This window comes from Larkinella bovis (assembly GCF_042655385.1).
In the GTDB taxonomy this organism is placed as follows: domain Bacteria; phylum Bacteroidota; class Bacteroidia; order Cytophagales; family Spirosomataceae; genus Larkinella; species Larkinella bovis.
In genome coordinates, this window is sequence record NZ_JBHSMA010000001.1 from 324,243 (window position 1) to 345,051 (window position 20,809).

22 protein-coding genes and 1 pseudogene are annotated in these 20,809 nt (G+C 51.9%); 9 read left to right on the top strand and 14 right to left on the bottom strand.

Annotated elements, in window-relative coordinates; all coding sequences use genetic code 11:
* Positions 1-6: 6 nt before the first annotated feature.
* The 4 genes from ACFPMF_RS01315 to ACFPMF_RS01330 form a co-directional block, all read right to left on the bottom strand.
* Positions 7-447, bottom strand: a complete 441-nt coding sequence (locus tag ACFPMF_RS01315; RefSeq protein ID WP_379840622.1) for a cytochrome c maturation protein CcmE domain-containing protein — start codon at positions 445-447, stop codon at positions 7-9.
* 80 nt (positions 448-527) lie between these two features.
* Complete coding sequence (locus ACFPMF_RS01320) at positions 528-737, bottom strand: CcmD family protein (protein WP_379840623.1); 210 nt, start codon at positions 735-737, stop codon at positions 528-530.
* Positions 738-779: 42 nt separating this feature from the next.
* Entirely contained in the window at positions 780-1,478 is a 699-nt protein-coding gene (gene ccsA, locus ACFPMF_RS01325) for a cytochrome c biogenesis protein CcsA (protein WP_379840624.1), read from the bottom strand.
* Positions 1,479-1,485: 7 nt separating this feature from the next.
* Positions 1,486-2,154 (bottom strand): heme exporter protein CcmB, encoded by a 669-nt coding sequence (locus ACFPMF_RS01330; protein ID WP_379840625.1) that lies wholly within the window; start codon positions 2,152-2,154, stop codon positions 1,486-1,488.
* Positions 2,155-2,457: 303 nt separating this feature from the next.
* Between ACFPMF_RS01330 and ACFPMF_RS01335 the strand changes: the two genes are divergently transcribed.
* Together ACFPMF_RS01335 and feoB are read left to right on the top strand one after the other, a co-directional pair.
* Complete coding sequence (locus ACFPMF_RS01335) at positions 2,458-2,703, top strand: FeoA family protein (RefSeq protein WP_379840626.1); 246 nt, start codon at positions 2,458-2,460, stop codon at positions 2,701-2,703.
* A gap of 43 nt (positions 2,704-2,746) precedes the next feature.
* The gene (gene feoB / locus ACFPMF_RS01340) at positions 2,747-4,885 is read left to right on the top strand and encodes a ferrous iron transport protein B (RefSeq protein WP_379840627.1); all 2,139 of its coding nucleotides are present in this window, start codon (positions 2,747-2,749) and stop codon (positions 4,883-4,885) included.
* A gap of 83 nt (positions 4,886-4,968) precedes the next feature.
* Here feoB and ACFPMF_RS01345 read toward each other — a convergent pair whose 3' ends face one another.
* Together ACFPMF_RS01345 and ACFPMF_RS01350 are read right to left on the bottom strand one after the other, a co-directional pair.
* On the bottom strand, positions 4,969-5,133 hold the full coding sequence (locus tag ACFPMF_RS01345) for a hypothetical protein (protein ID WP_379840628.1): 165 nt from the start codon (positions 5,131-5,133) through the stop codon (positions 4,969-4,971).
* Positions 5,134-5,601: 468 nt separating this feature from the next.
* Positions 5,602-7,101: an NAD(P)H-hydrate dehydratase gene (locus tag ACFPMF_RS01350; protein ID WP_379840629.1), complete on the bottom strand. Its 1,500-nt coding sequence runs from the start codon at positions 7,099-7,101 to the stop codon at positions 5,602-5,604.
* A gap of 191 nt (positions 7,102-7,292) precedes the next feature.
* Here ACFPMF_RS01350 and rplS point away from each other — a divergent pair, with 191 nt between their 5' ends.
* Positions 7,293-7,664: a 50S ribosomal protein L19 gene (gene rplS, locus ACFPMF_RS01355; protein ID WP_379840630.1), complete on the top strand. Its 372-nt coding sequence runs from the start codon at positions 7,293-7,295 to the stop codon at positions 7,662-7,664.
* Between the two features lie 157 nt (positions 7,665-7,821).
* Positions 7,822-8,592 (top strand): diaminopimelate epimerase, encoded by a 771-nt coding sequence (gene dapF / locus ACFPMF_RS01360; RefSeq protein WP_379842733.1) that lies wholly within the window; start codon positions 7,822-7,824, stop codon positions 8,590-8,592.
* Between the two features lie 4 nt (positions 8,593-8,596).
* On the opposite strand, the gene ACFPMF_RS01365 is transcribed toward dapF, so the two are convergent.
* Positions 8,597-8,905 (bottom strand): rhodanese-like domain-containing protein, encoded by a 309-nt coding sequence (locus ACFPMF_RS01365; protein WP_379840631.1) that lies wholly within the window; start codon positions 8,903-8,905, stop codon positions 8,597-8,599.
* A 383-nt stretch (positions 8,906-9,288) separates the two neighbouring features.
* Here ACFPMF_RS01365 and htpG point away from each other — a divergent pair, with 383 nt between their 5' ends.
* Positions 9,289-11,118: a molecular chaperone HtpG gene (gene htpG / locus ACFPMF_RS01370; RefSeq protein WP_379840632.1), complete on the top strand. Its 1,830-nt coding sequence runs from the start codon at positions 9,289-9,291 to the stop codon at positions 11,116-11,118.
* 81 nt (positions 11,119-11,199) lie between these two features.
* Here the strand turns inward: htpG and ACFPMF_RS01375 are convergent, their stop codons facing one another.
* From ACFPMF_RS01375 to rho, 4 genes are all read right to left on the bottom strand, one after another.
* Complete coding sequence (locus ACFPMF_RS01375) at positions 11,200-11,742, bottom strand: hypothetical protein (RefSeq protein ID WP_379840633.1); 543 nt, start codon at positions 11,740-11,742, stop codon at positions 11,200-11,202.
* Between the two features lie 33 nt (positions 11,743-11,775).
* Entirely contained in the window at positions 11,776-12,261 is a 486-nt protein-coding gene (locus ACFPMF_RS01380; RefSeq protein ID WP_379840634.1) for a hypothetical protein, read from the bottom strand.
* A 32-nt stretch (positions 12,262-12,293) separates the two neighbouring features.
* A complete protein-coding gene (locus ACFPMF_RS01385) occupies positions 12,294-13,223 on the bottom strand; it encodes an OmpA family protein (protein ID WP_379840635.1) in 930 nt (309 codons plus the stop codon).
* 198 nt (positions 13,224-13,421) lie between these two features.
* Positions 13,422-15,449, bottom strand: coding sequence for a transcription termination factor Rho (gene rho / locus ACFPMF_RS01390; protein ID WP_379840636.1), 2,028 nt, complete (start codon positions 15,447-15,449; stop codon positions 13,422-13,424).
* A 404-nt stretch (positions 15,450-15,853) separates the two neighbouring features.
* Here rho and ACFPMF_RS01395 point away from each other — a divergent pair, with 404 nt between their 5' ends.
* Positions 15,854-15,961: a hypothetical protein gene (locus tag ACFPMF_RS01395; RefSeq protein ID WP_379842734.1), complete on the top strand. Its 108-nt coding sequence runs from the start codon at positions 15,854-15,856 to the stop codon at positions 15,959-15,961.
* Here the strand turns inward: ACFPMF_RS01395 and ACFPMF_RS01400 are convergent.
* Positions 15,943-17,001, bottom strand: a pseudogene (locus ACFPMF_RS01400) (mechanosensitive ion channel family protein); the annotation flags it as partial. The gene ACFPMF_RS01395 and the pseudogene ACFPMF_RS01400 overlap by 19 nt on opposite strands.
* A 69-nt stretch (positions 17,002-17,070) precedes the next feature.
* Between ACFPMF_RS01400 and ACFPMF_RS01405 the strand changes: the two are divergent.
* The 3 genes from ACFPMF_RS01405 (at position 17,071) to lptC (ending at position 19,697) form a co-directional block, all read left to right on the top strand.
* Positions 17,071-17,802, top strand: a complete 732-nt coding sequence (locus ACFPMF_RS01405; protein ID WP_379840637.1) for a type III pantothenate kinase — start codon at positions 17,071-17,073, stop codon at positions 17,800-17,802.
* 43 nt (positions 17,803-17,845) lie between these two features.
* Positions 17,846-19,072 (top strand): hypothetical protein, encoded by a 1,227-nt coding sequence (locus ACFPMF_RS01410; protein ID WP_379840638.1) that lies wholly within the window; start codon positions 17,846-17,848, stop codon positions 19,070-19,072.
* 79 nt (positions 19,073-19,151) lie between these two features.
* Positions 19,152-19,697: an LPS export ABC transporter periplasmic protein LptC gene (gene lptC, locus ACFPMF_RS01415; RefSeq protein ID WP_379840639.1), complete on the top strand. Its 546-nt coding sequence runs from the start codon at positions 19,152-19,154 to the stop codon at positions 19,695-19,697.
* Here lptC and ACFPMF_RS01420 read toward each other — a convergent pair.
* Together ACFPMF_RS01420 and ACFPMF_RS01425 are read right to left on the bottom strand one after the other, a co-directional pair.
* On the bottom strand, positions 19,694-20,137 hold the full coding sequence (locus tag ACFPMF_RS01420; protein WP_379840640.1) for a c-type cytochrome: 444 nt from the start codon (positions 20,135-20,137) through the stop codon (positions 19,694-19,696). The genes lptC and ACFPMF_RS01420 overlap by 4 nt on opposite strands.
* Positions 20,134-20,781 carry an SCO family protein gene (locus ACFPMF_RS01425; RefSeq protein ID WP_379840641.1) on the bottom strand — a complete coding sequence of 216 codons (648 nt, stop codon included), beginning with the start codon at positions 20,779-20,781 and terminating at the stop codon, positions 20,134-20,136. Before ACFPMF_RS01425 ends, ACFPMF_RS01420 begins: the two co-directional genes overlap by 4 nt.
* Between the last annotated feature and the right edge of the window lie 28 nt (positions 20,782-20,809).

A 20,809-nucleotide genomic window follows, 5' to 3' on the forward strand; every position in this document is an offset into this window, starting at 1 on the left:
AATCGTCTAAATAGTTGCTTTTTTTGCTTCGTACTCCTTCGTTTCCAGTTTGTTTTCCTGGTACTTCGACGGGCATTTCAACAGAATTTTATCGGCGCGGAAATGATCACCATCCATGCTACCGATCACGACCACCTGCTCCGACCGGTCGAAATCCTGCGGTTTGGGGGCGTTATACACCACTTTCTGGGTGTGGTTTTCGTTATCGACCAGCGTAAATTCAAAACGATTGGGGTCAATCTGCGGCTGATAGACCATATTGGTAATCTGGCCGCTTGCGTCTTTGGTCAATTTCCCCACCACGTGCACCCCGTCTTTTTCGCCACTTTGGGCCATTTCGGCGGCCTGCGTAAAGGTGACGTAAGAACTGGCGTCGCCTGCGGTTGAAATAATGATTCCGATGGCGATGGCAATGATAATAATACCTATAATATGTGTCTTTTTCATCTTTTGTTCTGAAAATAAAGAAGTTAGGCAAAAGGTAAAGAGAAAATCCCGTCTTTACACTCGTGTCTTATCCCACACGGCTATTTCAAAATCTCCTTTTCCAGTTTGCTGATTTTGGTATCAAGCCGGATGAGATACAGAATTAAACCCGCAAACGTGACCAGAAAAACCGCCACGACGACCCAGATCTTTCCATCAGCCCGGAGCCGGTCAGCCATCTCAATTTCCTGAGCCTGGCTGCTGAACGACAGCAACATCAAAAAGCAGAGAACGAGGAGTTTATGTATCATTCTAGTGAGTAGTGTAAAGTGGTAACAAGTTTTAAAGGGTAATCATTCCGCCGTTGAATGGGCTTTGGGTTGCGGATCGTTGACGTTATCCAGCCGATCGCTCAACCGGCGCAGGCGTACGCGCAGTTGGGTAATCCAGACACCCAGTAATGTCATACCGATCACGCTCGGATACAGCACCAGCCGCATCCGGTTGTCCATGTCGTACTGGCCGAAAGCCGGATTTCCGCCGTTCCCCGGATGCAGCGAATCGGTCAGGCGCGGCAGTACGAAAATGAGCGGCACAAAGACCGCAAAGGCAAAAATGTTATAAATCGCCGAAATCCGGGCCCGGCGCAGTTCATCGTCAAACGAATTGCGCAGAATCAGGTAGGCAAAATACATGAGCATCCCAACCGCCACGCTGTTCAGTTTGGGGTCGTTCGGCCAGGGATCTCCCCAGGTAACCGTCGCCCAGAGCGAACCCGTTGCGCAACCCAGAAGGCCGTATAAAATGGCGGTATTGGCAAATTCAACGGACACATGATCGTCTTTCAGCTGTCCTTTCCGCAGGTACCGAATGGCGAAAACCATGGAGGTGAACATCAGAATGAGCATCGAAAACCACAGGGGCACGTGGAAATAAACGTTGCGAATGCTTTCATTCAGAATGGGTTGACGCGGAACGTCGCCCAGCAAACCGACCCAGATCACGTACGTCATAATCACGACGCCCAGGGCTTTCCACCAATGTTTTTTCATAGTCTTTTTAACTTCTCCACAAAAAGGGAAATAACATGACCGATAACACAAGCACGATGGCGTCGATCGCTAGTAAAGTACCGATTTCGTCGATGCTAACGCTACGGTCTAATCCATCAAGTGCATTTTTTGATACCCGAATCAGCATAAGTAGCAGCGGAAGCACCACCGGGAAACCCAGCACGGCCATCAGCGTTGCGCTGTTCTCGGCTTTGGCGGCAATACCGGCCACCAGCGTCAGCGAAGCCGCAAAACCGATAGCCCCCAGAAACAGATTAACGATGAACAGGGGCATATCCATATCCTGACCCGGAACGCCCATGACCAGCGTATAAATGAAAAAACCCAGACCTGCCAGCACCAGCATCAGCAGGGTGTTGTACACAATTTTTGAAATGATGATTTTCTGCGGACTGACCAGCGTGTAATAATACAAAAGCCGGCCGGAGCGTTCCTGAACGAAGCTTTTGGCGATGGCGTTGAAGGCCGTAAACAGCAAAATGATCCAGAACAGGGCGTTCCAGACCATCGGCGTCAACTGATTCCGGCGCAGACTGAAGCTCAGGTAACAGACAAAAACCGTACTGACGATGTACAATAGCATTCCGTTCAGGGCGTACCGTTGCCGCCATTCGAGCCGGAATTCCTTGCCAATAAGTACACTAATCTGTTGCATCGCGCTATTCGTAGGGGTTTTGTACCCAAAAAATCTGATGATGGCAGAATTTTCTGCCGCCGTTTTTACCAGATTTTACAAAATTACAACACAAACCCCAGTTCCGCTCGCTAAAAATCCGGGTTTTTTCACGGACGGCCCTTGCCTGAAATGGAATGGGCGATAATTCGGCGAATCGATGACGTGCAACTATTTTTGCCGTTTGTGTTAATGGACTGAAAACTGGTTATTTTTAACCCCATTCTTGCAAAACCGGGTTGTGTCCTGTTAATTTGTAAAGGTTCTAAATAATGCGTGAGGTGTATGGCAGATCGTAAAGAAGGAAGCCGCAGCGTGGCTGATTTAACCATTGGCGAAAAAGCCGTGATTCGCTCGTTTAGCGATCCGTGGATGTCGCTGAAGCTGCTCGAAATGGGCTGTTTGCCCGGCACGGAAGTGTCGCTTCACTGCAAAGCGCCACTCGGCGACCCTATTTGTTTAAACGTATCGGGCTATTGTCTGTCGATGCGAAAGTCCGAAGCGGCCACCATTCTGGTCGAATCTCATTGAACGATTCGTCGGCCTCTCCGACGGTTTTTACTGTGCTGAATCATTGAAATCAAAACCTGTTATTGCGCTTATTGGTAATCCGAATTCGGGAAAATCGTCCTTGTTTAATGAACTGACGGGCCTTCGTCAGAAAGTGGGCAATTTCCCCGGGGTTACGGTTGATAAAAAATCCGGAACGGCTTTCCTGAACGAAACTACCGAAATCACGGTGGTCGATCTTCCCGGAGTCTACAGTATTTATCCCAAATCGGCCGACGAGCAGGTCGTTACGGATATTCTGGCAAATCCGGCGCATCCAGATTATCCAGACGTGGCGGTTGTGGTGGTCGATGCCTCCAACCTGAGTCGTAATTTGTTGCTGTTCAGCCAGATCCGGGATTTGGGTGTGCCGCTTATCCTGGCTTTGAACATGCTCGACATTGCCCGGCAACAACAACTGGAAATCAACGCCGTTCGGTTGTCGATGCAACTGGGTGTACCGGTTGTCAACATCAATGCGCGGGTAGGCGAGGGGCTTGATTTGCTCAAAAGGGCAATGGAGCAACAGTTGGCCCAGCCCGTTTGGGCGGAAACACTTTTTTTTGATCCCGAACAGGCCGGAACTACCGGGAATGCCGATGTGCCGGGCCTGATTTCCGACGTTCGGAGGCAATACCGGTTGACGAATAACTACCTGGCCCTCCAGTACGTGATCCAGCACGACGGGTTTTCGTTTCTGAACGATCCGCAGCGGGTCGGGCTCGACCGGTTGATCGAGAAATACCATTTCAACGAACTGGAATTTCAGACGAAGGAAACCATTGAGCGCTACCAGCGCATCGGGCGGGTGGTGAAAGAGGTCGTGACCGACAAGCGTCCCCTCGACCAGCCGACCTGGAGCCAGCGCATCGACCGGATTCTGCTTCATCCGGTTTGGGGATACGCCATTTTCGGGACGATTTTATTGCTGATTTTTCAGGCCATCTTTGCCTGGGCGCAGCCGTTCATGGACGGCATCGATGAGGGCGTTGCCTGGCTGAACGGCACGTTGCACGAAAGTTTGCCGGAAGGACCGCTCACCAATCTGCTAACCGATGGGGTCATTGCCGGAATCGGCGGGGTTGTGGTTTTTATTCCACAGATTGCTTTTCTGTTCTTTCTGGTTTCCCTGCTGGAGGAGTCGGGGTACATGTCGCGGGTGATGGTTCTGATGGATCGAATCATGCGGCAGTTTGGGCTGAACGGGCGGAGTGTCGTGCCGTTGATTTCGGGCGTGGCCTGTGCGGTTCCGGCCATCATGACGACCCGCAGCATCAGCTCCTGGCGTGAACGACTGATCACCATTCTGGTGACACCGCTGATGAGTTGCTCGGCCCGGTTGCCGATCTACACCATTCTCATTGCGCTGGTTGTGCCGGAAAAAACCGTCCTTGGTTTCCTGAATTTGCAGGGAATTGTCCTGATGGGAATGTATTTACTGGGACTGGTGGCGGCCCTGATGGCGGCTTATGTATTCAAGAAAATTGTCAAGGCGCGCGAACGGGGACTGTTCATCATGGAATTGCCAACCTACAAATGGCCCCGCTGGAACCATGTCGGTATTACGGTCTGGGATAGCGTGAAATCGTTTATCTGGCAGGCTGGGCGGGTGATTCTGGCTATTTCGATTGTGTTGTGGGTCCTTGCTTCCTACGGCCCCGGTGACTCGATGGAACAGGCTGAGAACCAGGCCCGTCGGCACTACGCCAGCCGCCCGGCGGAGGAGGTGGAAAGTCACGTGGCTTCCGAAAAACTGGAGGCTTCGTATGCAGGGCGGTTTGGTAAAATCCTGGAGCCGGTTATCAAACCGTTGGGCTACGACTGGAAGATTGGCATTGCACTCATCAGTTCGTTTGCGGCCCGGGAAGTATTTGTTGGTACCATCGCGACGATCTACAGTATCGGCGCTTCCGATGCGGAAAATGACAGCACGATCCGGCAGAAACTGGCTTCGGAAACGAATCCGGACACGGGCGGCCCGATGTATACCCCGGCGGTGGCGTTCTCGCTGCTGGTGTTTTACGTGTTCGCGATGATGTGCATGAGCACCATTGCCACGGTTTACCGCGAGACAAAAGGCTGGAAATGGCCCTTGATTCAACTTGCCTACATGAGCGTCCTGGCCTATGTGTCGGCGTTTCTCGTGTATGAACTGCTCAAATAAAAAACAGATTTCGTGACGAAAACCCGGTATTCACCGCTATTCCGTCATGAAATCTGTTCTTGTATATAGAGCAAATTACTAGGTTACCAGAGCAATCCTTTCGAAATGATTGGATAAATGAAGTGAAAAAGGATGTAGGCAAAAATCATAACCGTCAGCACGCCAAGTAATGAAATCTGGTCGATCTCAAAACGAAACCGGCGGCTCGGGCGATTTACTCTCCATTCTTTTTGGGCAACATTTCTCATGGTAACGTTCAATTAGTGGTGTGGTTGTTTGTATTTATTGTGGTGTTAGATATAGTTGCAAAGTTCAGTATTCAGGTTGATTTGGGTAAGCGTACAACTACGTAATTTCAAAATCAGGTAGTTTCCACATTTCTCATATCCGTATACTTATTCAGGTTTCAAATATTATTCCAATCCCTTTCTGTATGTTTAATTATCAGTGTCGCCGATAATATGCCTCTGATTGACAGTTGGTTATGAATTGGTAAATTGAAAAAGAGCATTTTTGGTACTTTTTTGTACACGGTAACAAAGGAATTTTTGGGGAAATAAATCCACAGCGAGTGCGAACCTATTACACACTAGTAAGACCCAAGTAGATCTACGATGGTTGCAGACAACGTGAACTTTGGTCGAAATATTTTTCAGGAGCGACTCGGTCGGCGGCTGGCAGGAGGGAGTTCGGGAGTCCGTTATAGAGCCACCGGGTTAATCCCAGCGGAGTGCTTCGATCACATCGGAAGCGGTCAGGCCAATCTGGCCCCGGAGATCAGCCGCCCGGTCGCCCGCCCGGCCGTGTTCAAAAACGCCCAGTACGGCAGCTTCCACCGGATCGTATCCCTGAGCGAGTAAGGCGGTTAGAATACCGGTCAGTACGTCGCCGGTTCCGCCGGTGCTCATGCCGGGGTTGCCCGTCGAGTTAAAATGTGTGGTGCCATCGGGGGTTGCAATGGCGGTATTGGCCCCTTTCAGGACGACCACGAAGCGGTTTCGCTGCGCAAAATCACGCAGAATACCCAGTTTGTCGTAATCGCTGGTCCAGCGCCGGGTCAGTCGTTCAAACTCTTTGGGGTGCGGGGTTAAGATGCTGTTCTTCGGTATTTTGTCAATGAGGTCCCGGTTTTTGGCGATCAGGTTAATCGCATCGGCATCGATGACCATAGGTTTTTTTACGCTGGCCAGCAGTTTTCGGAGCATTTCGAGTGTTTCCGGGGCCGTTCCAATGCCCGGGCCAACTCCAACGGCGGAAAACGTATCCAGCTCCGGCTGCTCCACCTCCGGTTGCCCCGTTAAAATATGGAGGTGGCCGTCGGGCTGGCACATGGCTTCCGGTACGCTGGTTTGTAGAATCTCATACCCGCAGCGCGGCACCTGCACCGATAACAAACCGACCCCCGACCGCAGACACGCCCGCGAAGCCAGCACACCCGCTCCGATTTTGCCATAACTGCCCACCAGCAACAGGGCGTGGCCGAACGAGCCTTTGTGCGAAAACCGGTTGCGGGTCCGCAGCAAATGCCGGACTTCCTGATCGGTCGTATAAAAATACGTAGTCGGGGTTCGTTCAATATAGGCGCGGCTCAGGCCAATATCGACCCAATGCCATTCGCCGACGTAGAGACTGAGCGTTGGCAACAGAAAGGCCAGCTTGGGCAATTGAAACGCAACGGTATAATCCGGTTGTACGATGGTGGCGTTGGGACCGTTGGCCGTATCGGCGAACAAACCGCTGGCAATGTCGACCGCTACGACGGTGGCCGGGCTGTGGTTGATGGCGTCAATGACCGACTGAACAAGTCCTTCGGTAGTGCGGGATAACCCGGAGCCAAGAATGGCGTCGATGACCACTTCTTTGGGGCGAATCACGGGAATATCCTGCTCACTTTCGATATACTTAATAGAAGCGAGCAGTTTCAGCCGGCGGTGGTTATGCATGAAATCTTCCGATTCGCGGGGCGCATACCGCACGACGCACGTCTGAACCGTATAGTCCAGTTGAATCAGCAGCCGCGCAATGGCCAGCCCATCGCCACCGTTGTTGCCCAGTCCGCAGAAAATCCGCACCGGCCGGTTTTTGTCAAAACGGGCGGTATACCAGTCGGTGAATGCCTGAGCGGCCCGTTCCATGAGGTTGAGGGGGGCAACCGGTTCGTGCTCGATGGTATACTGATCAAGGGCGCGGGTTTGTTCGACGGTTAGGATTTTCATTCGACTGGACAGCGAAGTGCCAATTTTGGGACGGATGAGCGGATTACGTTCTTCAACGGCTAAATAGCTAAAAACCCGTTAACCATCCAACCGTTCAATTTATTTCGGGTCAACTATTTATAAAACGGAAAAGAATCGCTACATTTGCGGCTCAATAAGAAATTTCATACCCCCCGAAGATATCTACGGTCATGAGTGAACTAATTAAACTGGTCGAATCTGATAACGCAAGTCGCCGGAGCGATATCCCCGACTTTCAGGCAGGCGATACAGTCAATGTGCATGTGAAAATCCGCGAAGGAAACAAGGAGCGCATTCAGGTTTATACGGGTACGGTGATCCAACGCCGGAATCCGAACACCAACGGCGAAACGTTTACGGTTCGTAAAATTTCGAACGGTGTCGGTGTAGAACGGATTTTCCCGATTCTGTCGCCGAACATCGATAAAGTTGAAGTCGTTCGTCTGGGCAAAGTGCGCCGGGCTCGTCTGTTCTACCTGCGTGGTCGCCAGGGTAAGGCTGCCCGTATCAAGGAGCGTAAGGCAAAAGCACCACAGGCATAAGATTGCACCGCATTCGAAGGAAGAAGCTGTCTGCAAAGACGGCTTTTTTTATACATAGGGGCGATGAATGATGAACTAGCCTTGGACAAACCCCGTTTCCAGTTTGTGCGCGTCCAGGCCCATTACTCAATCATTCCCATTCATCAGGTAAGCGATGATCGACTTCTTTAAATACCAGGGAACCGGCAATGATTTTATTCTGATCGACGACCGGGAAGAAACGTTTCCGGTGTCGCAGGACTACATTGCGCACCTGTGCCACCGCCGGTTTGGCATCGGCGCCGATGGCCTGATTCTGCTCCGGAATCACCCGGCGTATGACTTTCGGATGATTTACTTCAATGCCGATGGGGCCGAAGGCAGCATGTGTGGCAATGGCGGACGGTGTATTGTCCGGTTTGCGCACGATCTGGGTCTTTTTGAGAAAGAAACCCGGTTTCTGGCCGTTGATGGTGAACACCAGGCAGCCGTGAATGGCGACGAAGTGTCGCTGAAAATGAACGACGTGACCCATATCGACCAGCAACCGGATTTTACTTTTCTGAATACCGGATCACCGCATTACGTAAAGATTGTCGAGGAGGTAGAGGCAATGGATGTCGTGGCCGAAGGGCGGGCGGTGCGGTACAGCGACCGGTTTGCGCCCGGCGGCACCAATGCCAATTTTATGGAACCGACCAGCGATAAGAGGCTGTTTGTCAGGACGTATGAACGTGGGGTAGAAGACGAAACCTATTCCTGCGGCACCGGGGTGACGGCTTCAGCGCTGGTGGCCCACCAACAACTCGGCATGCAAAGTCCGGTGTCCATTCAGACGCTCGGCGGCATGTTGCGGGTTTCGTTCGAAACGGGCGAAGCGGGCGGTTTTAGCAATGTATACCTGATGGGACCGGCCGTACGGGTCTACCAGGGAACCATCAAAGCCTGAGCGTTTATTCGTCGGATTCCAGAATACCGCCTTTCAGGTGGTAAAGCCGTTTCTCATCCATGTCGGCATGTCGGCATAAGTCCTTGACGGCCACCCGGCTGCGGACACCGTTGGTGCAGACCACGATCACATTCTCGTAAGGAGCCAGGTAATGACGTTTGGCCCGAATTTCGGCCAGCGGAATATTCAGGCCACCAATGTTGAATTCTTCAAACTCCCATTCGTCGCGTACGTCCACAATGACGGTTTCGGGTTCCATCACCAGTGACTCCATTTCTTCCGTGGTAATGTCGGTATACGTTTTCGTATTCACAGTAACAAGGCTGGTATAGACGGCGATGTGCCCGACTTCACTGCATACGAAACACAAAAAAATGAAAGGGTGTTTGCCCTTTGTCCGAAAATAAGGGAAGAATGTCAAAATTTCGGAAACCGGCTTTCTGTCGCGCGGTTCAGACTTTTGCGGTTTCCTGGAAAACCGGGTTGAGGGGTACCAATACCGCTTTACACACCAACTGATCGGGGGGCGTGACGCATCGGATCAGCTGTAAGACGGCTTTCCCTCCTTGCAACGGGAGCCGTTCTGTAAAAGAACGTGTCATTTCCTGCCAACTTGTCACACTGGGACGCTCTGGAACAGTTGTTGGTACCGCCTGTGCAGGGTTTTTAGTGTCAATTAAACATCACTTTATTGTCATGAGCTCGACCATTCAGGAAAAAGGTCAAATTTCAATTCATACGGAGAATATTTTTCCGATCATTAAAAAATTTCTCTACTCCGACCACGAGATTTTTTTGCGGGAGCTGGTATCAAACGCCGTCGATGCGTCCCAGAAGCTGAAAAAACTGGCCGGATTTGGCGAATTCAACGGGGAACTGGGCGAACAGAAGGTTACGGTTACTCTCGATGAAGAAGCCAAAACCATCACCGTCAGCGACCGGGGAATCGGGATGACGGCGGACGAAATCAAGAAATACATCAACCAGATTGCGTTTTCCGGGGCGTCGGAGTTTCTGGAAAAATACAAGGATAAGCTGGACGAGAAGGGGGCCATCATCGGTCATTTTGGCCTGGGCTTCTATTCGGCATTTATGGTCGCCGACCAGGTCGAAATTATTACCAAATCGTATAAAGAGGGTTCGGAAGCGGCTCGCTGGATTTGCGACGGTTCGACCGAATTTGAGATTACTGAAGCGGACCGCGCGGAATACGGCACGGACGTGATTCTGCACATTAACGCGGATTCGGAAGAGTTTCTGGATAAAAACCGCCTGCGGACCATTCTGGAAAAGTACGGCCGGTTTTTGCCGGTTCCGATTGAATTTGACGGAACGACGATCAACAACACGGCTCCGATCTGGACCAAATCACCCTCGGAACTGACCGACGAAGACTACAAGAATTTCTACCGGGAACTCTATCCGATGTCGGAAGAACCGCTGTTCTGGATTCACCTCAACGTCGATTATCCCTTTAACCTGACCGGGGTGCTGTATTTCCCCCGCGTCAAGAATGACTTTCAGATTCGGCGCGAAAAAATCCAGTTGTACAGCCGCCAGGTGTTTATTACCGATGAGGTAAAAGATATTGTGCCGGACTTCCTGATGATGTTGCACGGGGTGATCGACTCGCCGGATATTCCGCTCAACGTATCGCGTAGCTTCCTGCAGGCAGATAGTAATGTCAAGAAAATCAACGGCTACATCACGCGCAAAGTCGCTGATAAACTCTCCGAAATGTTCCGAAACGACCGGGCCGGTTTTGAACAGAAGTTCGACGACATTGGCCTGTTCGTAAAATACGGGATCATCAGCGACGAGAAATTCTACGAAAAAGCGAAGGATTTCTGTCTGGTGAAAAATGTGGATGGTAAATACTTCACGTTCGACGAATTTACAACTGCCGTTAAAGAGAACCAGACCGACAAGAACGGAACGGTGGTCTGGCTGTATACGAATGACCTCCAGAAGCAGGACGGTTTTGTGGAATCAGCCCGGAAACGGGGTTATGAGGTGCTGTTGTTCGATACCATCATCGACAGCCACTTCATCAACCAACTGGAGTACAAACTGGAGAAGACCAGCCTGAAGCGGGTCGATTCGGATACGTTTGATAAGCTGATCGACAAGGGCCTGAGCAATGAAACCGTGCTGTCGGAAGAGGATAAAACGACGCTGAAAACCTTGTTTGAAGAAGCCCTCGGCAGCAAAACCGCCACGATTTCGGTCGAGGCCATGCCGACCGACGAACTGCCGGTGATCATCACCTTGCCCGAATTCTTCCGGCGTATGAAAGATATGTCGGCATTGAGTGGCGAACGGAATATGTTCGGGCCGATGCCGGACAGCTATAACGTGGCCGTAAACGCCAACCATCCGCTGGCCGACCGTATTCTGAAGGAAAGTGACGCCGAGGAACAGAAAGTCCTGGTAAAACAAAGTCTGGATCTGGCCAAACTGGCGCAGGGCATGCTTTCCGGCGCCGACCTGACAGCCTTTATCCGTCGGACGGCGGAGACGTTGTAGAGAATTTCCGGTATCCGGTTTTCGGTCGCTGGGGCCTTTCATAAAAGGTGCGTTAGGACCGAAAACCGGATACCGAAAACGTTAGTTTACCGGCCTTCCGTATTTTGCTTCTTGAAGTTGTCGGGCCTGGCCCACCCAGTCTTCGCGCTCAATACGGTCGGGAAAGAACTCGATGATATCACTGAGCTTCTCCACATCTTCGGTCGTAAAATTGGCGAGTTGCCGAAAGCTGAAAATACCGAGTGTATGCAGCTTCTTTTCGAAGAAAGGCCCAACGCCCACAATATCCTTCAGGTCATCGGCCTCGTTCAGTGTAGCAGTACCGATGCGGGTAAAATTGAGCTCGGAGGCCCGGGCCCTGATCTTCCGAAACATAATCTCTTCGTCCGAAGCAACTCTTTCTACCGGTTTGGGAACGGGCTGAATAATCGTTTTGGTGGTTTTGCGCTTGCGTAGACATTCTTCCAACGATGCTTCCTGTTCGGCCAGCGCAGTCCGTAATTCGTTGATACGGCCGTTGGTAAGTAACCAGGCTAAAAGGTACCCAACCAGTGCTGCAAAGGCCAGCAACAGGAGCATTTCGGTCATGGCGACACCCCGGCTTAACGGATCTAAAGTAAACATGGTTTTGTGGCTGTTTTGTGGTCAAACTTTGTTTTACACACTGTATTTCCGGCGATACAGTTTCTGGGCCTGGCCCACCCAGTCTTCGCGCTCGATGCGGTCGGGAAAAAACTCGATGATGTTGCCGATCTGATCCACATCGGCAGGTGTACAACTGGCCAATTGCCGAAACGTGTAGATGCGCAGGCTGTGAAGCTTTTTCTCGAAAAAGGGACCAATCCCATTGATTTCTTTCAAATCGTCAGCATCGGCGAGGGATGCTTGCCCGATGCGGCCGAAATTCAACTCATTGGCGCGGGCCGAAATCCGCTGGAGCACCAGTTCTTCCTGCTGGGTCTGGCTTGATTTGGCACATTCTTCAACCTGGCTTTCCGTTCGGCTGAGTTGCCCCTCGAGCGTGCGAATGGCGGCTTTTCGGGTAATGTAGCCAATAATGAAACCTAGCGCGCCGGATACCAGCAACATAATCCAATGTTGCATGACGGCATCAGGCAACTGATGGGGATTCATTTCAAACATAGCGGTAACAGATTTTGATGGATTGGGGATGATTATTGTTTGACGACGACTGCCGTTCGGCGATTGGTTCGGCGGCCTTCCTCCGTGTCGTTAGAGGCAATGGGCTGCGCTTCACCTTTGCCCTGAATCTCGATCTGGCGGGCGGCAATACCGGCCGCTATAAACTGTTTTTTCACGGCAGCGGCCCGTTTTTTCGAGAGCATGAGATTGATTTCATCGGACCCGATATTATCCGTATGGCCGGTTACGACCAGCTTCCGGTTCGGATTCAATTTCAGGTACGCCTTCGTATTCTTCAGAAATTCGTTGGTTTCCGGCGTATGGATGTAATCTGTTTTGCCGGTATTGAAATACAGATCCATCGGCCTGAAAATGGATTCGAACGTCGCTTTTTTGGCAAGGTCTTCTTCCGAGGCCGGTTTTTCGGCTTTGACCACCACCTCATCTAAAAAGGCGAACCGAATACCACCGTACAATGAATCGCCCGCGGGTGTGAAAGCCAGCGCATTACTTTCTTCGCCGGTCAGCCGGAACTGGCTTTCCGGGATTCCAGGACCCATAAGGTACGCACGGATGTTGTTCGCCCGCGCCAGACCCAGGTTGGCTTCTGCCGACGATTCGTTCGGACCATAAAGACCGGTAAGCTGGATCGTCTTGTTCGGATTCGATTTCAGGTATAGGGAAAGCGAGTCGAGGAGGGGTTTCACGCTAGTGACATTGGCCTCAGCACCGGCTTTGGCGAAAGAAAGATTACTCAGGGACCGGAAGGAAGCCGTTTTTCCGTCGGTGAATTCCAGACCGGGGGGCGTGAAGGAGGGGGCTTCGGGCGTGGTCCGGACAGAAACCGTTGCAGGAGAGGCATCGTCCGGGCAGAGCAATTTGATCCGGCACGTATGCCAGTAGGTTGAACCGCCCATCCAGAGGAGTAACAGAACAACCCAGGGAGTTTTATGCGTGAACATGAAAGAACGGGGATTTGAAGGTTGCAATCCTCTTTGTGACGTTCAGAACCCGGGAAAGTCATGCCAAACCGCAATGTTTTTTTAGTAACCCCGTCAGTATCATCATCCTAAAACCGGATAAAAAAAGCCGTGCCGCAGATCCTGCTATCTGCGGCACGGCTTTTACAGGTACCGAATCGAAAATTCGACGCCGGGTGTTTACCGATTCATTGAAACCAGAAACTCTTCGTTGCTGCGGGTTCCGCGCATCCGGTCGAGCAGGAAATCCATGGATTCCATGGCGTTCATGTCGGCCATGTGTTTGCGCAGAATCCAGATCCGTTGGAGGGTTTCCTTGTCGAGCAGGAGGTCTTCCCGGCGCGTACCGGAAGCCAGAACGTCGACGGCCGGATAAACCCGTTTGTTGGACAGTTTCCGATCGAGCTGGAGTTCCATGTTACCGGTTCCCTTGAATTCTTCGAAAATAACTTCGTCCATTTTGGAGCCGGTATCGATCAGCGCAGTCGCGATAATGGTTAAAGAACCGCCATTTTCGACATTCCGGGCGGCTCCGAAAAACCGTTTGGGTTTATGAAGCGCGTTGGCATCAACCCCGCCCGACAGAATCTTGCCGGATGACGGGACGACCGTGTTGTAGGCCCGGGCCAGACGGGTGATGGAATCAAGCAGAATCACCACATCGTGGCCGCACTCAACCATTCGCTTGGCTTTTTCCAACACCATGGACGATACCTTGACGTGCCGTTCAGCCTGTTCGTCAAAGGTAGAGGAGATGACCTCTGCGTTTACACTACGGGCCATATCGGTAACTTCTTCCGGGCGTTCATCGATCAGCAAAATGATGAGGTAAACTTCCGGATGGTTTTTCGTAATGGCGTTGGCAATGTCTTTCAGCAAGACGGTTTTACCGGTTTTGGGCTGAGCCACAATCATCCCGCGCTGCCCTTTACCGATGGGTGCAAACAGGTCGACAATCCGGGTCGAATACTGGTCGGCGCGGTAGCTCAGGTTCAGTTTTTCTTCCGGGAAAAGCGGAGTCAGGTATTCGAAGGGAATCCGGTCGCGAATTTCCTCGGTGGTCTTACCGTTGACCGACGAAACCCGTAACAGGGCAAAGTATTTCTCGCCCTCTTTCGGCGGACGGATCTGACCGCGAACGGTGTCGCCGGTTTTCAGGCCGAACAACTTAATTTGTGACGGTGATACATATATGTCGTCGGGGCTGGCGAGGTAATTGTAATCCGCCGAGCGCAGAAAACCGTAGCCTCCGTCGGACATAATTTCCAGCACGCCCTCGTTTTCTATAATGCCGTCGAACTCCCGAACATGTTGGTTATACTGCCGGCGAATTCGGTTGGTATATTCATCCTGCCGCGTCACATCACGCTGCTGACGATCCGGTTGCGGAGGAGCGGGCAGGGCGGGCACTTCCGGTTGAGCCGGTTGCACCGGGCTTTCGGGCACCGATGGAGCGACAGCGGTTACCTCGATTGTTTCGGGTTCCGTTTCAACGGGAGCCGTGTAAAAATCGTCGGTATCGGGCTCCAGTGACAAATCCAGGGCGGGTTGTTCGAGTTCCCGTTTCTGGTTTCGGAACGGATCATTACTGCGCGGACGCCGGTCCTGATCCGGTTTTCGTTCCTGCGGTTTTTCGCTGGCCGGAACCGGGTTCTCCGAAACGCCCTCGCTATCTTTCCGAATCCGCTGGCGCATCCGACGCTGATCATTGGGCTCCGCTTGATCGCCACGTGGTCGAGTCAGGCCATCCGGCCCACGGCGATTCTGGGGGCGATTCGGTTGGTTTTCAGGGACGCGGCCATTTCGGGGGGGAGTCAGATCGCGATTCGGTCGCTCAACGGCTACCGGAACTTCTTCGGTAACGGCAGCCGGAGGAGGCAACTGGATTTCGGGCTGAATCACCGGTTCAGGGGCTGGGGTGGAAAGTTCCGGAGTACTGGGTGTCGGTTCGGGAGCCGGCGTTTCCATACGGGTGCGACGGCCCCGGCGGGGGGCTTCCGGGGAGACGGTCGGGGAGGCTTTGGCGGCAGCTTTGGTCCCATTTTCTGAAGCCGCCGGAACCGGATCAGGCAGGAGGGATTGCTGGTCTAAGATCTTGTAAACCAGGTCCTTTTTATTTAATTTACTAATGTCACGAATGCTGAATGACTCCGCAATCGCTTTCAATTCTGATAAGAGTTTCAGATCGAGGTCTTCCTTATTGTACATAAAAAGCCTAAGTTAAGCTAAGAGGGCTTTACTTGATAAGTGTGAGAGAATTGTCGCTGCATCGGACCATAGTCCTGGTGAACGGTGGATGAATGAATCCAAATGAGGAAAAGTCGTGCTTAAATAGTTATTAATTTACAGTCAGATACTTGCTTGACCTATGCACTTTCAGCAACTGTTTCGGGGCGTAAACTCATCGTCGCGGATGCGCGGTATGGTTTCGTGGAAGACAGGTTGTTCAGGTGAATTTGGCTTGCGGCCTCAGATTACATGGATAAATTGGCAGAAACCAGTCAACCCGGTCAGGAACTTTTGACCGCAATGTTAAGATTTAAATCCCGCTTTGTCAACAAGAACGGCTAAATCCCGTGAATGTTTTACAATTTATCAAAAAAAACTGAAAAATTCAGGACTGTTTTTCGAGCGGGTGTTCGGGATGGGTTCGAAGATACACCATACTGGATGGAAATGCAAACTGCCCGTCATGTTTTTCAACAATGGCCCGTAACTGATAGTTCACTTCCTCCTTTACTTTGTTGAATTCCCGCCAGTCACCGGTAGCGACGTAAAATTGAATCAGGAGATCCAGCGAGTTTTCACCGAAGGCATCGAACTGGACCAGAGCGGGATTCTGGTTGGTTTGCGGGTGGTTTTCAAGCCACTGGCGAATATCACTAACAATCGCCCGGAGTGTTTCGGACGGGGTGTCGAGGGCCATCCGAAGGTAAAATTTGGCGCGTCGTTGCTTCCGCTGGGTCAGGTTATCCAGCGATTGCGAAATCATCAGCCGGTTGGGCACGGCAATCTGGCTGCCGTCGTCGGTCCGGAGCCGGGTACTGCGAAAACCGATTTTTTCGACGGTTCCCGTTACCTGATTAGGTCCGGTCCCGGCCGTGACGGTATCGCCGGTAATGAACGGTCGGTCGAGCAGAATGGCGAAGGAAGCGAATAAATTTTCGAGCGTTTCGCGGGCGGCCAGCGCAATGGCCAGCCCTCCGATGCCCAGGCTGGTGACCAGCGCAATTACGTTGATGTCGAAAACAATGCTCAGCGTGGCGAAAAAGGCAATGGTTAACACCAGCAGAATCATCAGGTCGCGAACAAAAGGCACCAGTTGATCATCCAGCTTGGTTTCGGTCTGTTCCGCCCGTTTTTGAAAAATCAACCCGACAAATTTGACAAACCGGATGGCGATCCAGGCCAACGTGCCCAGCAGGGTCGTCTGATACAACCGGAAAATAATCAGTCGGTAACCGAATTCGGTTCGGGATACAAACCCCCATTGTTCGGGAATGGCCAGCCGGTCGAAGGCCAGGAAAAGCATAATCAGCAGAATCAGAAATTCGATGGGTTTGCGCATCAATCGTATAAAATCGCTGATGGTTACCGAACCGGAATCGGGGCGTACCAGCCTGTAAAAAAGCCGGCTGAGCGTCATCGACAGCACGCGTTTCAACCACAAACCCAGCAGGATAAGGAGGGCAAACACCAGCAGATTTCCGACGGAGTTACCCATCAATTGTTGCTCAAACCACATTTTTACGGATTCCATGCCACATTTTAAGCATTTTTAACGTACCAAAATTGAGGAATCTGAGATCGATTTACAATTTTTGCAGTGATGAACATTGCTATTGACTGGGGAAACAGCGCCCTTAAAGCCGGTTTATTCGAAAACGAAACGTTACTGGAAACGCGGTTGCAGGTAACCATCGAAGAATTACAGGATCTGGTCCTCACCGTACAACCGACGGCGGTTGTGGTTTCTTCGACGAACCGACCGGCAGAACAGCTGCGGGAACAACTGCCGTTGAAACCGGAAACGTACTGGCTGGCGGTCGATGGCTATACGCCGGTTCCGATGGAGAAGCGTTACGATACGCCCCATACGCTCGGCACCGACCGGATTGCGTCGGCGGTGGGAGCGAAGGTTCTGTTTCCGGATGAAGCCTGTCTGGTGATCGATCTGGGAACCTGCGTGACGTACGATTATGTGGATGCGGACTCGGTTTTTCTCGGCGGAATGATTTCTCCCGGTTTTCGTATGCGATTCCGGGCGATGCATTCGTTTACTGAAAGGCTACCCCTGGTAGAGCCGGACGAACCACGGCCGTCGCTGCTGGGGAAAAATACCCGCCAGGCAATGCAGGCCGGAGTGATCAACGGTTTACGGGCCGAACTGGGCGGAATCATCGACGCTCATCGTCGGGAACATCCGGCAATAAAGGTGTTAATCTGCGGGGGAGATGCACCGTTTTTTGAAAGTAGCCTGAAACCCCCCATCTTTGCAGTTCCCGAACTGGTACTGATCGGATTGAATCGAATTTTACAGCATAATGTCTATCTCTCGTAACGGATTGTATTCCGTCTTGGTTACCTGCCTTTTACTGCTTGGAATGGCTTCGTTTACCGCTCAGGCACAAGGTATTGGCAATTCTCCCTATTCATCACTGGGTGTTGGTGAAATTTATGGCAGCAGTAACATTACCAATTTGGGCATGGGGGGCATGGGGACGGCCTACGCCAACAGCTTCTTTCTGAACAGTGTCAACCCGGCTTTGCTGGTTCGTAACCGCTACACGATTTTTGAAGTCGGGCTGTTGGGCCAATCCAAGAAGCTGGCCGATTCCCGGGGGCAGAATCAGCAGGATTTCGGGGCCAACCTCAGCTACCTGACCTTCACGTTTCCGGTAACCCGGTATTGGTCGGCGGGCATTGGCCTGCGGCCCTATAGCTATGTCGACTACCAGACCACCCAATACCAGAAAGTTCCCGGAACGATTTACGAGTCCGAATACATTTACCGCGGTCGAGGGGGGCTTAACAAGGCTACGTTTACCAATGGATTCAGCCTGACAAAGAATATTTTTGTGGGCGTAGAAGGGGCGTTTATTTTCGGAAATACGACCAACGACTCGGATTCGCGTCTGCTGATTGGCGGTGACGATATTACCGTGAAACGCTCCACCCTGACGTCATATAGCGACATCGTCTGGCGCTTGGGGGCGGCCTGGCGACCAAAATTGCACAAAGACTGGTTCCTGAACGTCGGCGCAACCATTGATCCAAAGACAAAACTGAACGGAACGTCGCTGGACACCTACCAGCAGATCGATGCCAGTGGGAGCCTGATTTCCAATCCGGATACGGTGAGCTCCCGTACCGGCGGTGCGGTGACGCTCCCGACGCAGTTTCGGGGCGGAATTGTGCTCGAAAAATCACAGAAACTGGCCGTTGGCGTCGAGTTTGGTTACCAGCCCTGGTCACAGTATAAAGCCCTGGACGGCACGTCAGGGCAGTTGAAAGACAGTTATTCCATCGGTGCCGGACTCGAATACACGCCCAGAATCCGTTCAACCCGGTACCTGGATCTGATTCCGTATCGGCTTGGGTTCAATTACGCCCAGTTGCCGTATTCCGTGGGCGGAAAACAACCGACGGATGTCAACGTCAGCCTGGGGCTTTCGTTGCCGGTCGGGCAGTTTGTCAACTCGGTGACGGTTTCGCTGATCGGCGGACAGCGCGGAACCATCACCGACGGTCAGATCCGGGAACGGTATTTCAAAATCGGACTCGGGTTGTCGCTGAATCAGCAGTGGTTCCAGCGGTATAAGGTTGACTAAAACCGCCGTACCGTTTACGAAAGGCTGCGAACCATGCCAACCGGACTTGCGTTTCCTGAGTAGTAACCAACAACATACCATGAAGCGTACCCTATCTATTCTGTTTGTAAGTGCTTTAAGTCTCGGAATCATCGCGTGTAAGGACGAGCCGGCGGCTAAAGCCACAAAACCGTATTCAGGGCCAACGGAAGAAATCAACAATGTCCAGATTCTCTACAGCGAAGCGGCCCAGCTGAAGGTGAAGATGAAAACGCCGTTGCAGTATAAGTACCAGACCAATGACCGCGTTTACCCGAAAACCGTCAACATCGAGTTTTACGGCCCGGACGGACAGGTTGAAACAACGTTACGGGCGGATTCCGGTCGGTACGTTCACGCCCAGAACTTTTACCGCGTCATGGGCAATGTGGTGGTGATCAACAAGAAAAAAAACGAAGAACTTTATACTCCCGAACTGAACTGGAACCCCACCACCAAGAAGGTGTATACCGAAAAACCGGTTAAAGTGCTGAGCAGGAATACCAACGAACGACTCGAAGGAATTGGACTCGACACGGACCAGAGCTTTTCGCACTATTTTATTCGAAAAACCTCCGGCATTTTCCGGCTTTCCGGTACGAATTAAGGCTGTAATTTCTGCCGTTCGCGTTGCACCCGGCACGTATCCAGAATTTTACTGGCTTCTTTTACGTCGGTAATGACCGTTTCGTCGCCCCATTTATTGTAAATGTATGTCGTGATCTCGGCGATGTCGATGTCGGTTAACTGACGGTTGGCGGGCATGGGCCGGTTGTAGGGACGTCCGTTGACCACGATGGGTTCGTTCTGGCCGTACCGAATCAGGCAAATGACCTTTTCCTTGTTCTTTAGGTAATCCGACCCATTGATGGGCGGATAGAGGGCTTCCAGCCCTTTGCCGTCTTCCTGGTGACAGTTGGCGCAATGCTGGGTATACAACTGATAGCCTTCCACAAAATATTTCTCCTGTTTCAACTCTGACTGACTCTGGCAGGCGAATTGCAAAAACAGGGGTAAGACGAGTAAATAGATCGGCCGTTTTCTCATTTCTTCTCGTATTCGGCCAGTAAACGGTTTAGGTCGGCCATGAGCCTATCAGCCCCTTCTTCCGTGGTACCGTCGTACATGCCGCGGACGTGTTTCTCCTTATCCACCAGTACAAAATGGCCGCTATGCAGCAAACCGCCCGGAGCCCCGGCATCATCCTGCGCCACGACCATGTAGCTTTTGCCGGTTTTGAAAATCTCCTCCTTCGGCCCGGTGGCAAACTGCCATTGCTGGCCGGTTACGCCCAGACTGGTCGCAAACTCTTTCAGCACGGCGGGGGTGTCGTGCCGGGGATCAATCGTGTACGACAGCAGCATGATGTCTGGATTGCCCTTGAATTTGTCGAAAACCCGCTTCATCTGCGTCTTCATTTTGGGGCAGATAGTCGGGCAGGAGGTAAAGAAGAAATCGGCGACGTAGATTTTGCCGGCAAACGTTTTATCGGAAACCGGAAGGCTGTCCTGATTGGTATACTGGAAAGGCGGAATCTGGTAATAAACCGTATCCGTAACGGTTTTGCCATCCACTTCTTTGGTAACCGTATCGCGTTCACCGTAGATGGGCAGGCGGTTTTCGGATGAGGAACAGGCGGCCACGAAAACCGCCATCAGAACCAGGGTACTATAGTTAATAACTGAAAACATACTGAAAAGTGGACTAAGAAACAGGCCA

Bases quoted from the DNA above. Each gene is read 5' to 3' on its own strand.
- ACFPMF_RS01410 (WP_379840638.1), top strand. From the start codon at position 17,846: ATGGCTTCGTTTACCGCTCAGGCACAAGGTATTGGCAATTCTCCCTAT.
- htpG (WP_379840632.1), top strand. From the start codon at position 9,289: ATGAGCTCGACCATTCAGGAAAAAGGTCAAATTTCAATTCATACGGAG.
- lptC (WP_379840639.1), top strand. From the start codon at position 19,152: ATGAAGCGTACCCTATCTATTCTGTTTGTAAGTGCTTTAAGTCTCGGA.
- rplS (WP_379840630.1), top strand. From the start codon at position 7,293: ATGAGTGAACTAATTAAACTGGTCGAATCTGATAACGCAAGTCGCCGG.
- ACFPMF_RS01375 (WP_379840633.1), bottom strand. From the start codon at position 11,742: ATGTTTACTTTAGATCCGTTAAGCCGGGGTGTCGCCATGACCGAAATG.
- ACFPMF_RS01330 (WP_379840625.1), bottom strand. From the start codon at position 2,154: ATGCAACAGATTAGTGTACTTATTGGCAAGGAATTCCGGCTCGAATGG.
- ACFPMF_RS01315 (WP_379840622.1), bottom strand. From the start codon at position 447: ATGAAAAAGACACATATTATAGGTATTATTATCATTGCCATCGCCATC.
- ACFPMF_RS01405 (WP_379840637.1), top strand. From the start codon at position 17,071: ATGAACATTGCTATTGACTGGGGAAACAGCGCCCTTAAAGCCGGTTTA.
- ACFPMF_RS01380 (WP_379840634.1), bottom strand. From the start codon at position 12,261: ATGTTTGAAATGAATCCCCATCAGTTGCCTGATGCCGTCATGCAACAT.
- ACFPMF_RS01385 (WP_379840635.1), bottom strand. From the start codon at position 13,223: ATGTTCACGCATAAAACTCCCTGGGTTGTTCTGTTACTCCTCTGGATG.
- rho (WP_379840636.1), bottom strand. From the start codon at position 15,449: ATGTACAATAAGGAAGACCTCGATCTGAAACTCTTATCAGAATTGAAA.
- ACFPMF_RS01335 (WP_379840626.1), top strand. From the start codon at position 2,458: ATGGCAGATCGTAAAGAAGGAAGCCGCAGCGTGGCTGATTTAACCATT.
- ACFPMF_RS01320 (WP_379840623.1), bottom strand. From the start codon at position 737: ATGATACATAAACTCCTCGTTCTCTGCTTTTTGATGTTGCTGTCGTTC.
- ccsA (WP_379840624.1), bottom strand. From the start codon at position 1,478: ATGAAAAAACATTGGTGGAAAGCCCTGGGCGTCGTGATTATGACGTAC.
- ACFPMF_RS01425 (WP_379840641.1), bottom strand. From the start codon at position 20,781: ATGTTTTCAGTTATTAACTATAGTACCCTGGTTCTGATGGCGGTTTTC.
- ACFPMF_RS01345 (WP_379840628.1), bottom strand. From the start codon at position 5,133: ATGAGAAATGTTGCCCAAAAAGAATGGAGAGTAAATCGCCCGAGCCGC.
- ACFPMF_RS01420 (WP_379840640.1), bottom strand. From the start codon at position 20,137: ATGAGAAAACGGCCGATCTATTTACTCGTCTTACCCCTGTTTTTGCAA.
- ACFPMF_RS01350 (WP_379840629.1), bottom strand. From the start codon at position 7,101: ATGAAAATCCTAACCGTCGAACAAACCCGCGCCCTTGATCAGTATACC.